The following is a 15,375-nucleotide window of genomic DNA, read 5'->3' as shown; positions in this document are numbered from 1 at the left end:
ATATGGTATTTTGTCTAAATTTGCATCATATAAAGATACAACTTTCTTTTATACACACAAACTTTAACGATTCTGTTTTGATTACTAAAGAAAATATATTGGCCATCGCCAAAAAAACCATTTTATCTGAAAGTGAAGCTATTAGCAAACTAATCGATTACCTCGATGAAAATTTCAGCAAAGCAGTGCAAACCATATACGAAAGCAAAGGCCGTTTAATTGTAACAGGCATCGGAAAAAGTGCCATTATTGCACAAAAAATGGTCGCTACTTTTAATTCCACCGGAACACCGTCTTTGTTTTTGCATGCCGCCGAGGCCATCCACGGTGATTTGGGAATGGTACAAGAAAACGATGTGATTATTTGCATCTCCAAAAGCGGGAATAGCCCCGAAATAAAAGTACTGGTTCCGCTATTAACGCGTTTTGGAAATACCTTAATCGGTATGACAGGAAATACGACTTCTTTCCTAGCCAAAGGCTCAACGTACGTCCTAAACACCACCGTAGAAACCGAAGCTTGCCCCATTAACCTAGCACCAACCAACAGTACAACCGCGCAGTTGGTCATGGGTGATGCCTTAGCCATAGCTTTGATGGAATTACGCGATTTTAAACCCGAAGATTTTGCAGTATACCATCCCGGAGGTGCTCTAGGTAAAAAACTCTTATTACGTGTTAAAGATATGATCGAAAACTCTCTAAAGCCAATGGTTCATCCTGACGATTCGGTTAAAAAAGCCATTTTCGAAATATCCGAAAAAAGACTCGGAGTCACAGCCGTTATCGAAAATAATACTTTAGTCGGAATCATAACCGATGGGGATGTTCGTAGAATGTTAAACGACAACGATTCGATTGCGCATTTAACAGCAAAAGACATCATGACCAAAAACCCAAAAATAGTAACGCCCGAAACCATGGCAGTTGAGGCCTTACATATTTTAGAAGATTTTTCGATTACGCAATTAATTGTAGCCGAAAACGGCCAATACATAGGGGTATTGCATTTACATGACATTTTAAAAGAAGGAATTGTATAATGGCAAAAAAAATAGTTACCGAAATGTCTTTTTTAGACCATCTCGAAGAATTAAGATGGTTACTCGTACGAAGCACTATTGCCATTATAATCATGGCGATTGCCACGTATTTTATCAGCGATTATCTATTTGATGTCATCATTTTTGGTCCCACGCGTCCTACTTTCTTTACCTATGTTTTCTTTTGCGATTTAGCACATCAGTTGGGTGTAGATAGCATCTGCATTACCGATTTATCCTTTGTGATTCAGAATACCGAAATGGAAGGACAGGTGAACATTTTTGTATGGATGTGCATTTTATGTGGATTCATACTGAGTTTTCCGTATATTTTATGGGAAATATGGCGTTTTATAAGTCCGGCCTTATACCATAATGAAAAGAAAAATGCTCGATTGTTCATTGTGGTTTCTTCTTTATTGTTTTTCTTAGGCGTGCTTTTTGGCTATTTTATCATCATCCCGATGTCGATTAATTTCGTAGCCACCTTTACCATCAGTGATGTTGTCGTCAATCAATTCACAATCGATTCCTATATCGGATTGGTAAAAACCAGCGTATTAGCCGGGGGCTTGTTTTTTGAACTTCCTATAATCATTTACTTTTTAACCGCGTTGGGATTGGTTACTCCTCAAATACTCCGTCAATACTGGAAATATGCGGTCATTGCCATCTTAATTATAGCGGCAATCGTAACACCTCCCGATGTAGTGAGCCAAACGATTGTAGCACTCCCGATGTTACTCATCTATGAAATCAGCATTTTAATATCTAAATTGGTATACAAAAAACAAAAAGACTAAATTATGAGCAATAGTGTACAAGAATTCAACGATTACCGTTCTAAAATGAACGAAAAATTGTTGGCCGACAATAACAAAATCATCAAAAGAATATTCAATTTAGACACGAATGCGTATGCCGAAGGAGCTTTGGATGTAAAAACAAAAGAACTTTTAGGCCTAGTAGCATCAACGGTTTTGCGTTGCGACGATTGTGTAAAATACCATTTAGAAACAAGTTACAAAGAAGGTGTTTCCAAAGAAGAAATGATGGAAGCCATGGGAATTGCAACACTTGTAGGTGGTACGATTGTGATTCCTCATTTGCGAAGAGCGTACGAATTTTGGGAAGAGCTAGAGAAACAAAAATAGTGGTAGTTGACAGAAATCTGATGGCTGTTTCTAAATTCTAGCTAACCGAATTTAAAAACCAAAATTGAAGTTAAAACCTAAAACCAAATAGACGAAATTCGTTTCTTTGCAATTACAAAAACTTAGTTACGTAGTAACTATGCTACTTAGCAACTTTAAAAACATGAAATTAAGAGCCGATAATTTAATCAAGACCTACAAAGGACGCAGTGTGGTAAAAGGGATTTCTGTAGAAGTAAATCAAGGAGAAATCGTGGGCCTTTTAGGTCCGAATGGAGCCGGAAAAACAACTTCTTTTTACATGATTGTGGGATTGGTAAAACCCAATTCGGGTAATATTTATCTAGATGAAATGAACATTACCGATTTCCCGATGTACAAAAGAGCCCAACACGGCATTGGTTATTTAGCTCAAGAAGCATCCGTTTTTAGAAAACTAAGCATCGAAGACAACATTCTAAGCGTTTTGCAGTTAACCAAACTTCCTAAAGAAGCTCAAATTGCCAAAATGGAGGAATTAATTGCCGAGTTTAGCTTAGAACACATTCGCACCAACCGTGGCGATTTACTTTCGGGTGGTGAGCGTCGCCGTACCGAAATTGCTCGCGCCCTCGCTACCGACCCAAAATTCATCTTATTAGATGAACCCTTTGCAGGAGTAGACCCTGTTGCGGTAGAGGACATTCAGCGTATTGTAGCGCAACTCAAAAACAAAAACATCGGCATCCTAATCACCGATCACAACGTACAAGAAACCCTCGCCATCACCGACAAAACCTATTTAATGTTTGAAGGAGGAATCCTAAAAGCCGGTATTCCTGAAGAATTAGTCGAAGACGAAATGGTTCGACGTGTGTATTTAGGACAAAACTTCGAACTCCGCAAAAAGAAACTGGAGTTTTAAAGACACGACCTCTGCAAGTTTAACCGCAAAGGACGCAAAAGAATTTCTTAAATTATCCGCTTAAAATATCGCAAAGGAGCGCTACACAACAGTTTCTTGTTTTAGTAGCTGGCAATTTATTCGTCATTCAACTTTAGAATTTCATCAATAATATTCTTAGATATTCGGAAATTCGTCAACAACATTTTATCAATGAAAGGCTTAACTTTTGGTATAATGGCCATTTGTTTTGCTTTGTGTATTACCCCCAAGGCTCCAGTTGTCCTAAGTTTTAATTGTAGCGCTAATTTGCGAGCTTTAAGATCATCCAATAATAAGGTAACATCTTCAAATTCCGACGCTAATGCAATTGCACTTGCTTCGCCACGATCTACTTGTGTTTCCAAAAACCTTTGATACTTTTCATCAGTTACGGATTGTACAGTTATCCAATCTGGTAATTTTTCTCCAAATTCTTCAGCAATTTCAGGAGTAGTAATAAGTTCTCCATAAACTTGTTGCAAGATATTAAGTTCGTTTATTTTATGAAGAATAATTAGCGTACTTGTATCGGAAATTATTATTTTATGCATTTGCTATATCGGATTGTAAATCATCTATTGAATTACTAAATATGGAAACACCATATTTCCCAAGTATTTCTAGGAATGCCCTTTTGGTTAGGCCAGCTATTTCTGCAGCTTGCCCTGCCGATAATTTTGCATCCTCATAAAGTTTTGACGCTATTATCATTGAAAAATCGTAATCTTTTAAATCAACACTATCGGGTATATTTACTTGTATTGTTCTCATAGTTTCTCTTTTTTTCAAAAGTACAAAAATATTAAACCACAAGTTGGATATACAAAGAAAATGGTGCTAGTGAGAAATAAAACAGTGCCGCCCATACCGGGAATAGGGTTGAATTTTACCAATAAGAATCGAGTAAACAGTAAAGGCATCAAGTGAGCCGGCAAAATCACCAAATTCTCTAAAAACCGATTTTTATGAATTGAAAAACACGTTTTTAAGAATTATTCCTACCAACCATCAACTATCCCCAATAAGTCAATCCACGGTAATAAACTGCAATTGCTGCAAATCACCGTTGTAAACATTCACATCTACCAGTCGTGGAATACCCGTTACCGACGCTTTTTCGGTGAACTGCCAAAACAACCAATCCGAATCCATTTTTTCGCGGTAAAAATTGTAATTGGCAATCCAAAAAACATAATCACTAAACTCTTCTTTTAAGAAATCATCGTAATAACGCTCACCCGAATAAATAATGGGGCGGACTTTATAATGCGCTTCTACCTTATCCAACCAGCGATGCAAACCTACTTTCAAACTATCAATCGACTGGGTTTTGGGCAACTTTTCGATATCTAAAACGGGAGGCAAATCGCCTTTTTCCAGATGCACATGCTGAATAAAAAAAGCAGCTTGTTGAATTGAATTCTCGTTCGGACGGTAATAATGGTAGGCACCACGAATCAATTTTCGATCTTGAACGGCTTTCCAATTGCGTTTAAACCGCCGATCCAAACGATCACATCCTGCAGTTGCCCTAACAAAAACAAAATGAATCGGATAGGTTTCTTCTACGGTTTCCACCAAATCCCAATCAATTTTTTCCTGAAACTCCGAAACATCAATTCCCAACACCTTGCCTTTGTGGTTTTCTATTACCTGTATATTGCGCACATCCGAAATGCGCTTTTCTTCACCAACCAACGTTTTATCGGTTTTAAAACTAAAATAATAAGCAAGCCCACTTCTGAAATGATACAACACAAACACAAAACAACCTAAAAAAAACAACAACAAAAAACGTTGAAACAAGCGTTTTAAGGAAGAAGAATTCGATTTAGCACTGCGTTTGTATGTGGTTTTACGCTTAGGCGATTTTCTCATAATCAAGCACTACTTTTTCAAAAAGGCATTAGCAAAAACAGACAATGCAACGTATAAAATGATAACCAACGTAATCCCTAAAAAGGCATAAAAAACGACCAATAAAAAAGAAAGCAGCAAAAAGCCAATTTGCAAAGCATTGTCTTTTAACTTAAACTTTTTTACTTTCAAGGAAAACAACGGAATTTCGGCATTTAAAATAAAAGCACTACTAACAATAACCAATAACAAAAACCATTGATTAGTAAACAATTCCAAGACAAATAACGAATCGGTATACTGCAACACCAAAGGCAAACTTAAAATAAATAAAGCATTTGCTGGCGTTGGCAACCCAATAAACGAATCGGTTTGACGTGTATCGATATTAAAATTGGCCAAGCGGTAACAAGAGCCCAAAGTAATGATAAAGCCTAAATACGGAAAAAAAGAACTTTCCGTAATTTCATGTTGAGCATGTTGCAATAAAACAAACATAGCATAGCCCGGCACCACACCACTGGTCACCATATCGGCTAAAGAATCCAATTGCAACCCCAACGGACTCGATACTTTAAAAAGACGTGCAAAAAAACCATCAAAAAAATCCAAGAAAATACCCAAACACACAAAATAAAAACCGTTTTCATAATCCGCTTTCGAAATAAAAACCAAAGCAATACAGCCGCAAAAAAGGTTTAACAACGTAATGATATTCGGAATATGCTTTTTGATGTTCATGTGTAGAAAAATTAAGAATCTTGGAGAACAAATTTAGCATAATAACCGATTGTCTTACGGCTTTTGCAGACAGAATTTCGTTAAAATAAACTTCTTTGAGATAATTTCTGAGAATCAAGAACTAAGCTCGTTAAAAAATTATATTTTTGAAGCCGTCAAACCAACAACCAACCGTTACCATATACTCTTGAGAAAAAGTTTAGTTTTTACTTGTTTATTTGTCAGCGCCATTCAATATGCGCAAACGGCTCGAAAATATTCGAATGAGTTCCTAAATATAGGTGTAGACGCGGCTGCTTTGGCCATGTCCAACACCGCAGTAGCGGCAACAAACGATGTGAATAGTGTTTATTGGAATCCCGCCGGTTTGGTGCATTTAGAAGACCACGCCTTGGGCTTAATGCACGCCAATTACTTTGCTAACATTGCGCAGTACGATTACATGGCGTATGCAAGTCCGATTGACGAGGAAAGCGCGTGGGGATTTTCAATGATTCGTTTTGGAGTAGACGACATCATGAATACCACCAATTTGATTGACAACGAAGGCAATATCGATTACAACCGAATCAGTTTGTTTTCGACCGCCGATTATGGTTTTACTTTTTCGTATGCCCGAAAATTACCGGTTCAAGGTTTGCAGTACGGGGTGAATGCCAAAGTAATTCGCCGTATTATAGGCGATTTTGCCAACTCGTGGGGATTTGGATTTGATATTGGCATCCAAATGGATCGCAACGATTGGCAGTTTGGCCTCATGCTACGGGATATTACCACAACCTATAACGTTTGGAACATTGACGAAGAGGCCTACCAAAAAATAGCCGATGCGGTACCAGGACAAAACCAAGAATTACCCGAAGACCGAGAAATTACCTTGCCAAAAGCGCAACTCGGAATAGCGAAAAAATTTGTAATTCATTACGATTACAGCATTTTGGCTGCCACCAATTTGAACATGCGTTTTACCGAAACCAACGATATTATTTCGACCGACTTCGTAAGTATTGATCCCGCAGTTGGACTGGAATTTGGCTATACCGATTTGGTTTTTTTGCGAGCGGGAGTAGGAAATTTTCAAAAGATCACCCAACTCGACCAATCCACTAGCGTGGGTTTTCAGCCCAATATCGGACTCGGATTTCAATACAAAGGCATACATGTAGATTATGCGTTGACCGATTTAGGCAATCAAAGTACTGCTTTATATTCGAATATTTTTTCGTTGAAAGTAGATTTAGGTATTTTTAGAAAATAAAAAAAAATATGAAGGCGCTACAAAAATTACTTTATCTAGTCGGGTTATGGAGTTTGCTTTTTGCCAAAGGTTACTCCCAAAACACACCGTTATCCACCCAAGCAAAAGTTAGTGTGCTCACTTGTGGCACCGGAAACGAATCGTATTCCTTATTTGGCCATACTGCCATTCGAGTGAAAGATTCGGTTCAAGGTTTGGATGTGGTGTACAATTACGGGGCTTTCGATTTTAACACGCCTAATTTTGTAGCTAAATTTGCCAAAGGCGATTTACAGTATTTTGTAGTAGCCCATTCCTATGCCGATTTCATTTACAATTATACAGCCGAAAAACGGTCGGTTTACGAACAAGAATTGCAAATAGAAACACCTGCCAAACAACTCATTTTTAATAACCTCAACAAAACGCTCTTTTCGGAGGAACGCTATTACACTTATAAATTCATCGATAAAAACTGTACCACAATGGTGGTGGATATCCTAAACCAATCATTAGGTTCGGACTATATAACCAAAAAAGGAGATACAACGCAAACCTATCGATCGGTTTTATATCCTTATTTCGACGGTCATTTTTACGAACAATTGGGCACGAGCATTATTTTCGGAACCAAAGTCGACCAAAAAGCGACCCACATTTTTCTGCCTTTTGAATTAAAAAACAGCCTAGCAAAAACTAAATACCAGCAGCATCCCTTAGCACGCAAAAGCAGTACTTTATTGTATTTTGAAAAAGAAAAAGCAAGCTCTTGGTGGAACAATTGGTACACCTATGTCCTATTTTTAGGGCTTGTGCTCGTACTGAACAAAAAGTCCCTAAATTATACCTTCTTAACCATCTTAGGAATTTTAGGCCTCTTTTTTATCACGATGGGGTTTTATTCCTTCCACCACGAATTAGCCAACAATTACAATGCTTTGTTGTTTAGTCCCCTATTGGTGCTACTCGTATTTTTTGCGGTAATACAAAACAAAAAAAGAGTCTATCAATTGGCGGTTTTCCACTTAATACTACTAGTAGCCTACACTATTTACATCGCCAACAAAGCCCATTTTTTAATAGTATTGCCCTTATGCATCACCACTTTTTTGATACTACTACGAATAGCTTGGCACAATAAAAAAATACCAATCATCATGTAGTGTATATGGCTTTAGGCAATAGGCTTTAAGCAATAAGCTTTAAGCTATAGGCAATAAGCACCATACTTAATACTTAATACTTAATACCTAGTTCTCAATTTCTGATTTTGAATTCTAGCTTTAGGCAATAGGCTTTAAGCTATAGGCAACATACTAAATAATAAATACCTAGTTCTCAATTTCTGATTTTGAATTCTAGCTTTAAGCAATAGGCAATAAGCTACCTGCTTCAATCTTTAAATCTTTAAATTTATCCACTTAAACTCCCCTTACTGCCCTCTATAAAAAACAATAGTCGTAATTGTTTTTAAGGTAATACTCAAATCGAGGAAAACGCTGCGGTGTTTAATGTAATAGAGATCGTATTGCAACTTGATCAAACTCTCTTCGATGGACTCACCATAAGAGTAATTCACTTGCGCCCAACCTGTTAATCCTGGTCGGATTATGTGACGTGTTTCGTAAAAGGGCATTACTTTGGCTATTTCCTTGACAAAAAAAGGTTGTTCCGGTCGCGGTCCTATCACAGCCATATCGCCCTTTAGCACATTAACAAACTGAGGGAATTCATCTATACGGGTTTTGCGCATGAATTTTCCAAAGGGGGTCACACGGCAATCTTTTACTTTTGCCAACACGTTGGAAGGATTATGGGCAGACATCGTTCTGAATTTGTAAATTTTAAACACTGCCCCATCTTTTCCAATTCGTTCTTGGGTGTAAAACAAAGAACCACGATTACCAAAAGCGTTTCCAATTAAAACAAACGGAATCAAAACTGCGGTAACAAACAGCCCGATTACGGATAAAAGCAATTCCATAACACGAACGACTAGCAAGTATAATCGGTTGCTGTTGCTGCGACTAAAAGGAAAAAAACGGTAAAAATCGCGGGCAATAAACTGTACCGGAATGCGCTGTGTTTTGCTTTCGTAGACCTGTGTATATTCTCTAATCACTTTGCCCGATTCTAACAGATGGAGTAACTGTTGATATAACTCAGCCGTAATGCCTTCGGTGTTTTGTGAAGCAATTACAATTTCGGAAATGCTGTTTTGCTTCACAAAAAGAGCTAACTTTTCTTTAGGAATACTCCGTACAGAGGTGACAGCATCTGTTACTAATGAATCTGAATTCACGTAGCCCACAATTTTATAATGAGGATCTACTTTTTCCAACCCTTCCACCAACTCATTCACTTGTGCTTTATCACAAATTAAAATCACATTTTGACTAAAACGATGCGATGCCAAATAATACACATAAAACAACCGCCATAATAAAAGTCCGCCGACCATAACCACATAAAAAACCACAATCGGCAAGCGATTTTGAGGCAAAACAGGTGATAAAACAGGCGTAAATAAAAATACAAAAACCGTCGTAGTTCCGGCTAACAAGGTACTTTTTAGAATTTCCAAATGATTGCTTGCCGTTTGCAGGTTGTACATTTCGAAAATAGCACCGAATATATTGAGATAAAATAGCAGTAACGCTACCTTGAAATACTTAAACGAAAGAAAGTTAAAATACTCGTAATCAAATAAAAATTGCACGAGATTCAACACCGAAATCACCACCATGATATCCATCAAACGAAGCATCATTTTTCGTTCGGAAATCTCAAAATGCATTTTATTTTTTAAAAGCATGCCTAAGGGAAAAGAAATTGTTTTTGGTAGGCAAATATAGAAATTTATTGCGGCAACACACTCACCTAAAACTAGGATTTACGGGTTTCCTTTTGTGCATCGTTTGGAGGTAACCAAATCACCTTGAGCAAACAAAGTCCATATACAAAAGCAGGTGCTGCCGTACGCATAGCAGCATGGTTAATGGTTAACAACCAAAAAATAAAAAAAGACAAAAAATAGGGATTTTGATTATGCCCCATATAAAACGAAAAAGGAACTAAGAGCAACAGGAGTAAGGCACACAAACCGAACATTCCTTGTTCGGAAAGCAAACGGGTTATCTCGTTATGAGAAGCCACTTCCTGCCCCGTCATTTGGGCTCGGTACGATTTACCAATTCCTACCCCTACTCCCAAGATGGGATTTTCGGAAAAGAGTTTGAATTCGTTACTCATAACTTGTTCACGCCCTCCCAAACGATCTTCTTTGGTTCTACCCGCCGCATCTTGATTGGCATATCTTTTTTCAAGTAAGCCGTGGGTTTGTAAAGTACTGAATACCCAAACTGCCCCCACCATAAAAGTTGTTAACGCCACAATCCATTTCAATTTTTGCTTTCCCGAATAATTACTTAGCAAATAAAGCGATAACAACACCAAAACGATCATAGCAAAACCCGTAATAACGCCACCCCGTGAAAAGGTAACAAGAGCACGATAACCCGAAAAAACAAACAAAAAGCCGTTAACCGCTACCATTATTTTCGATTTGGAAAGCAACACCAATTGGCAGAAAAAAACAAACAGACCCAATCCTAAGATAGTCGAAACTTGGTTGGGACCAAAACCTCCCGATGTTTCAAAATTTGACTGCGTCCCCGTAATCACATCTTGCACGCTAGGGTTGTACAACACCAAATAAGTCAAAGTCGTTACAACAGGTAAACCCATCAAAACCAGAATATTTTGCAGTTGGGTATACAATAGCCTGCGATGGTAACAATAAATAGCACAAAGCCCCAAACAAACAGGTCCCGAAATATTAAACACAATGGCTTTCCGGATTTCGAGATTTAGATTATCATGGGTCATCGTCACCAAAATACCGGGAAGCAGTAAAAGTAAAAACACCCAATACACGAAGCCTTTTCTGGAAAAACCGCTCAGCACAAAACCCAGTACCATAAAACAGGCCACCAACGTTTTAACGTATTCGTTGTTAAAATTTCCACCCGTCATACGCAAAAAAACCTCTGCCCCAACCAAATAAGCCGAAACATACAACACCTCATTCTTTTTGTTTTGATGGCGCATTATATAATAAAAACCGAAAACCGCAATGAGTAACGCATACAGCTTGGATAAAAGCGGCACAACATACACCGCCATGGCAATACCCACATGGAGTAAACAAAGTAAAATATAGTTGCGATCTGATTTTTGCATCTTACGAAAGTGATTCAACCCAATGAAGGTATTTTTTTATAACGGTTTGAGCCGAATACTGTTCCTGTACCCGTTGTTGCAAATTTGCAGAAAATTTTTCGCGAAGACGAACATCGTGTATTAATTTTTGGAGACTTTGAACAAAAGCGGCGTCATCACCGGATGCCACTACAAAACCATTTCCATTTTGTTTTACTATTTCGGGAACTTGTCCTACTAGGGTCACAACTACCGGCAACCCTACACTAGCATATTCTAACAAAGCCACTGGCAATCCTTCGGAAGAAGACGTCAAGACACCAATCTGAGCTTGTTTTAAAACTGCCGAAACATCCGAACAAGAATCATATAAAAAAACCTGTTGCTGTAAGTCGCGTTGCTGTATTTCCTGTTTTATTGTTTTGGAATAGTCATCCTGAAAGTCTTTACCCACCAAATGAAAAGTCCACGCAGGGTCAGAATCTTGTAATTGTTGTGCAATTTTTAACAATAATAGATGATTTTTTTGAGGTCTTAGATTAGCCAAACATACAATTCGCTTACCTGATTCTCCTTTTAAAATCGTTTTTACGGTATTCTCTTTCGTTTTTAGTAGCGGAAAATTAGGTAGAAAAACGGTGTTTTTAAAATGTAGTTTTTTTTGAGACCAGTCTTTTAAACCCTGGTTGACGGCAATAATTCCCCAAAAAAAAGGAGCGCAAAAGCGTAAAATACGAGAGGGTCGATTGGCTAAAAAGGCGCTATTCCCATAATGATCGTGCCAAATAATTTTAAGTTTTGGCAAAGTCAATTTTACTAAAACAGCCAAAAAATAAGAAGAACTGTGTGCGTGTATAAAAGCAATATCATTTTTCAGCACATACTTTCGAAGTCTAGCCACCGCCCGCCAGTCGAGGGTTTTTCGTTTGTTTAAAAAAAGATAGGCAACATTGTCCGGAATTTCATTTTTCAATTCGCCTTCTTGGCGAGTCGCCACTAAACCCGAAAAGGCAACCTTCTCCGCCAAAACAGTAGCGTATTGTAGTGCCATTCGTTCGGCACCGCCGGCTTCTAAAGAATCGATGAGTTGGATGATACGCATTTATACTAATTTTTGAATGGCGGCTTCAAACAGCTCCAAAGTAAACTGTCGTGACCATATCACCGCTTTTTGCCTTTTTTGATTATAAAGTGTCGGATTATCCAAAAGCGTTTGTATCCCTTGTACATCAGTTGTTATATCGCTTTGTAACAAAACCCCTCTTCCACCTTCTCCCAGCATATAGGGCACACAGGATACCGAAGTAGCCAAAGGCACACAGCCCCAAAACATCCCTTCGGCTAGTACTTTGGGCCAGCCCTCACTTTTAGATGGTAAAATGACGAAATGGCTGTTTTGATAGGCTTTTTTCACTATTTCAGCGAATTGATTACCATGTAAAAAAATGAAATGCTGCAATTGCCGTTTCTGCACGTACCTTTCTAATTCGGTTCGTAATTTTCCGTCACCAAACACATCCAATTGCACTGTATATCCTTTTTTAGAAAATGCTTCTACCACTTGTATCGCATAATGTGGGTTTTTACCTTCCACTAAAGTGCCGGCAAAAACAAACCGTATCATAGCATCAGTAACTTTTAAATCTTGTAAAGGTAGTATTTCATTTTCGGAATACGAAGCCGTAAAAAAAGGTACTATATTCTGGGTTTGGTTGGGCCATTCACCATATACCAAAACCTGCATGTTACGCGTTAAAAAGGTATTGCTCAAAATACATTTTTGAAAACGATACGTCCAAGGCTGTTTACTTTTTGGGTCCCAATTTCCGGCGTATTTAGCGGTTTTTGATTTATTGGGAAACAAAATCTGAAGCACACACCCTATTAAACCAACATTTCCAGGACAACGCAAATGAATGTGATCGGCCTTTATCATTGCCCAAAAAATCTCCCAGAAAAGAATCGGCATCTTACCTAATGCGCTCACCGTATTCCTAAAATTTGTAAAACTAAAATCGGGAACTGCTCTAAAATCAATTTTATCGTGCTTATACGCTATATCAATTGGCGTTATGTCACTACCGCTCAAAGGCCCAACAACTACAACCTCATCTACAAATTTCAGCCAAATATTCATTTCACGCACATAGGGCGCGTAACCAAAATAGTGATTCTCTTTTTCTTTGTGATGGACGTGAGTGATGATGAGGAATTTCATTTATACTCTTTCAATTAATCGACTCAAAACTTTTTTTGGAGCTAAAAACTCATCAAAATATAACCGATTTGCAATCTCCATTTTTTTCTTAAAATCTAAATCATTTAATAATAAAATGATACTATTTTTTATTTCCTTTTCGTTCTCAACAATTAGTAAATGCTTTCTATTAATTAGTACAGCAGGCATTTGATTATAAAGTGGAGTTGAAATAATCGCCTTACCCATCGCTAAAAACTCACCTAATTTCCAACCATGGCAATCAAGAACTGCGGGTGTATTGAATACAAATGCAGATTGTTTAATTTTCTTAATGTATTTTTTCAAAGAAATTTTTTTGGAATAAACAAAGTCCTCAAAACCTAAATTGTCTCCATTACTTCTTGCAGCAAAACCGCCTTCAAAATCAAGATCCAAAAACTCCCTGCAAACTTTAATAAATGACGCTCTATTATTGTTTGTCTTTCCTTCATTTTTCCAAATGCTATTAATAAAAAAAACTGCATATTGAGAAGAATTTGTAAAAGTATACTCATTCAATCTCAATCTCTTATATTGTCTCCAATAATTTGCAATAAATTCTCTCTTATTAACAATAGAATTGCTGAATCTAATGAAATTTGTACTTAAATGATAAAAGGTTTCAAACAAATTCCAAATTTTAATTCCAAAACTAGGTCCAATGGAAATTATTTTAAAACTATTTTCTTGTAATAAATTATTTTCATTGTTATTAATTTTGCCATAAATATCACACCATTTTAATTCCTTTTCATCAATTTTATTCGAATCTTTCGAATCGATAATTATTTTTTTAGTTTCATTTCCATTTTCAATTATACAAGCAAATGTTCCATAATTAAAACTTGTAAATTTTGAAATATTAAATTCTAAATTTCCATAAATTCCCTTTAATCCTTGAATATAGAAGGCATCATAAAAAACATTACAAAGTCCGTAAATATAAACCTTTGTTTTCATCTCGTCATTTTAGGTTTATTAAAAATTAAACTCCACCAGCCAACTGTTCTTCCTATAGTTTCTGTAAAAGCCTCTGCTCTTTTCTTAGTTGTTAATATATTAGTAAAACGTATTAAAGTAAGCAAGAATGTAATTAAATGCCACTTAAACATATCTTTAAAATTTGGATTTGGATTTTTCACTTTCCAAACGTACCAACCATTACGTACCACCATTTTGCCATACTTATACTGATTCGGACGCCCTGAGGGTTCATGATAATGGGCTACTTTTGCAGCCGTATTTAGATATAGTTTCCCAATTTTAGCAACTCTTAATGAAAAATCAGCATCTTCATACAAACCATAGCCTTCAAAATAAGTAGAAAACTGTAATCTCTCAAATACTTTTTTTCTGAAAGACGAAACGCCTCCCATTACCATTTCAACTTCATAAACTTTCCCACTTGGGGGTAAAAAACCTACACTCCTACCATGTGAATATAACGTTGAATATCCCGGAGGGCAATTGCTATCTAAACCTAATTTCTTTCTGAGAACAAAACGACTACTTTGTTGTCGTTTCCATCCATCAAAATAAAATTCATTAGTTTGGGGAATGTAATGAACAGCAACTTTTTTCCATTTCACTTCATTAGCAATATAACCTCCAACCCCTAAAGCTTCTGGAAAAGACGTATAAGTTTCTACTACTTTTTCAAAATAATCAGGTTCCAAAATGGTATCATCATCCAAAAAACAAACCACTTCACTTAAGTCCATTACTTTAGAAATTCCGTAATTGCGTTGTTTGGTAAGTCCTCTATCTTTTTCAGCAACCAAAAAATAGCGTAAATTGGGGAAATGATTTTCTTGTATTATCTTTTCCGTTTGACGGTTTTTGGAACCATCCACAATTAAAATCTCATCGGGATATACCGATTGTTCCTTGACTGAAAGTAATAACTTCAGTAAAGGTTCTGGACGATGGTAGGTACAAATGATAAGGGAGAATTTCAT

General features: G+C 37.0%; 16 protein-coding genes. 6 read left to right on the top strand and 10 right to left on the bottom strand.

The features are described from left to right. Positions 1–77: 77 nt before the first annotated feature. From I5M07_RS12970 to lptB, 4 genes are all read left to right on the top strand, one after another. A complete protein-coding gene (locus tag I5M07_RS12970) occupies positions 78–1,043 on the top strand; it encodes a KpsF/GutQ family sugar-phosphate isomerase (protein WP_200106874.1) in 966 nt (321 codons plus the stop codon). Next, on the top strand, positions 1,043–1,846 hold the full coding sequence (gene tatC, locus I5M07_RS12965; RefSeq protein WP_200106873.1) for a twin-arginine translocase subunit TatC: 804 nt from the start codon (positions 1,043–1,045) through the stop codon (positions 1,844–1,846). The genes I5M07_RS12970 and tatC overlap by 1 nt, the downstream gene beginning before the upstream one ends. Positions 1,847–1,849: 3 nt before the next feature. Continuing rightward, on the top strand, positions 1,850–2,197 hold the full coding sequence (locus I5M07_RS12960; protein ID WP_200106872.1) for a carboxymuconolactone decarboxylase family protein: 348 nt from the start codon (positions 1,850–1,852) through the stop codon (positions 2,195–2,197). Between the two features lie 163 nt (positions 2,198–2,360). Next, entirely contained in the window at positions 2,361–3,101 is a 741-nt protein-coding gene (gene lptB, locus I5M07_RS12955; protein WP_200106871.1) for an LPS export ABC transporter ATP-binding protein, read from the top strand. Positions 3,102–3,217: 116 nt separating this feature from the next. Here lptB and I5M07_RS12950 read toward each other — a convergent pair whose 3' ends face one another. The 4 genes from I5M07_RS12950 to I5M07_RS12935 form a co-directional block, all read right to left on the bottom strand. Continuing rightward, positions 3,218–3,673 (bottom strand): DUF3368 domain-containing protein, encoded by a 456-nt coding sequence (locus I5M07_RS12950; protein ID WP_200106870.1) that lies wholly within the window; start codon positions 3,671–3,673, stop codon positions 3,218–3,220. Further along, positions 3,666–3,893, bottom strand: a complete 228-nt coding sequence (locus I5M07_RS12945; RefSeq protein WP_200106869.1) for a UPF0175 family protein — start codon at positions 3,891–3,893, stop codon at positions 3,666–3,668. The genes I5M07_RS12950 and I5M07_RS12945 overlap by 8 nt, the downstream gene beginning before the upstream one ends. A 255-nt stretch (positions 3,894–4,148) precedes the next feature. Beyond that, on the bottom strand, positions 4,149–5,003 hold the full coding sequence (locus I5M07_RS12940; protein ID WP_394369063.1) for a glycoside hydrolase family 25 protein: 855 nt from the start codon (positions 5,001–5,003) through the stop codon (positions 4,149–4,151). Between the two features lie 6 nt (positions 5,004–5,009). Further along, a complete protein-coding gene (locus I5M07_RS12935; protein WP_200106867.1) occupies positions 5,010–5,720 on the bottom strand; it encodes a CDP-alcohol phosphatidyltransferase family protein in 711 nt (236 codons plus the stop codon). Positions 5,721–5,907: 187 nt separating this feature from the next. On the opposite strand from I5M07_RS12935, the gene I5M07_RS12930 reads away from it, so the two are divergent. Continuing rightward, the gene (locus tag I5M07_RS12930; RefSeq protein ID WP_262894780.1) at positions 5,908–6,978 is read left to right on the top strand and encodes a putative type IX sorting system protein PorV2; all 1,071 of its coding nucleotides are present in this window, start codon (positions 5,908–5,910) and stop codon (positions 6,976–6,978) included. An 8-nt stretch (positions 6,979–6,986) separates the two neighbouring features. After that, the gene (locus I5M07_RS12925) at positions 6,987–8,120 is read left to right on the top strand and encodes a lipoprotein N-acyltransferase Lnb domain-containing protein (protein ID WP_200106866.1); all 1,134 of its coding nucleotides are present in this window, start codon (positions 6,987–6,989) and stop codon (positions 8,118–8,120) included. A 269-nt stretch (positions 8,121–8,389) separates the two neighbouring features. On the opposite strand, the gene I5M07_RS12920 is transcribed toward I5M07_RS12925, so the two are convergent. The 6 genes from I5M07_RS12920 to I5M07_RS12895 form a co-directional block, all read right to left on the bottom strand. Continuing rightward, the gene (locus tag I5M07_RS12920; RefSeq protein ID WP_200106865.1) at positions 8,390–9,772 is read right to left on the bottom strand and encodes an exopolysaccharide biosynthesis polyprenyl glycosylphosphotransferase; all 1,383 of its coding nucleotides are present in this window, start codon (positions 9,770–9,772) and stop codon (positions 8,390–8,392) included. Between the two features lie 71 nt (positions 9,773–9,843). Beyond that, positions 9,844–11,199: an O-antigen ligase family protein gene (locus I5M07_RS12915; protein ID WP_200106864.1), complete on the bottom strand. Its 1,356-nt coding sequence runs from the start codon at positions 11,197–11,199 to the stop codon at positions 9,844–9,846. A 1-nt stretch (position 11,200) separates the two neighbouring features. Beyond that, positions 11,201–12,280 carry a glycosyltransferase family 4 protein gene (locus tag I5M07_RS12910; RefSeq protein WP_200106863.1) on the bottom strand — a complete coding sequence of 360 codons (1,080 nt, stop codon included), beginning with the start codon at positions 12,278–12,280 and terminating at the stop codon, positions 11,201–11,203. Next, positions 12,281–13,396: a glycosyltransferase family 4 protein gene (locus I5M07_RS12905; RefSeq protein WP_200106862.1), complete on the bottom strand. Its 1,116-nt coding sequence runs from the start codon at positions 13,394–13,396 to the stop codon at positions 12,281–12,283. It abuts the gene before it with no gap. After that, positions 13,397–14,377 carry a hypothetical protein gene (locus I5M07_RS12900; protein WP_200106861.1) on the bottom strand — a complete coding sequence of 327 codons (981 nt, stop codon included), beginning with the start codon at positions 14,375–14,377 and terminating at the stop codon, positions 13,397–13,399. Further along, positions 14,374–15,375, bottom strand: coding sequence for a glycosyltransferase family 2 protein (locus tag I5M07_RS12895; protein ID WP_200106860.1), 1,002 nt, complete (start codon positions 15,373–15,375; stop codon positions 14,374–14,376). Before I5M07_RS12895 ends, I5M07_RS12900 begins: the two co-directional genes overlap by 4 nt.

It is taken from the genome of Flavobacterium agrisoli, assembly GCF_016522065.1.
GTDB classification, from domain to species: domain Bacteria; phylum Bacteroidota; class Bacteroidia; order Flavobacteriales; family Flavobacteriaceae; genus Flavobacterium; species Flavobacterium agrisoli.
Note: the sequence above shows the minus strand (reverse complement) of the source record. Positions and strands in the feature narration are given on the sequence as shown.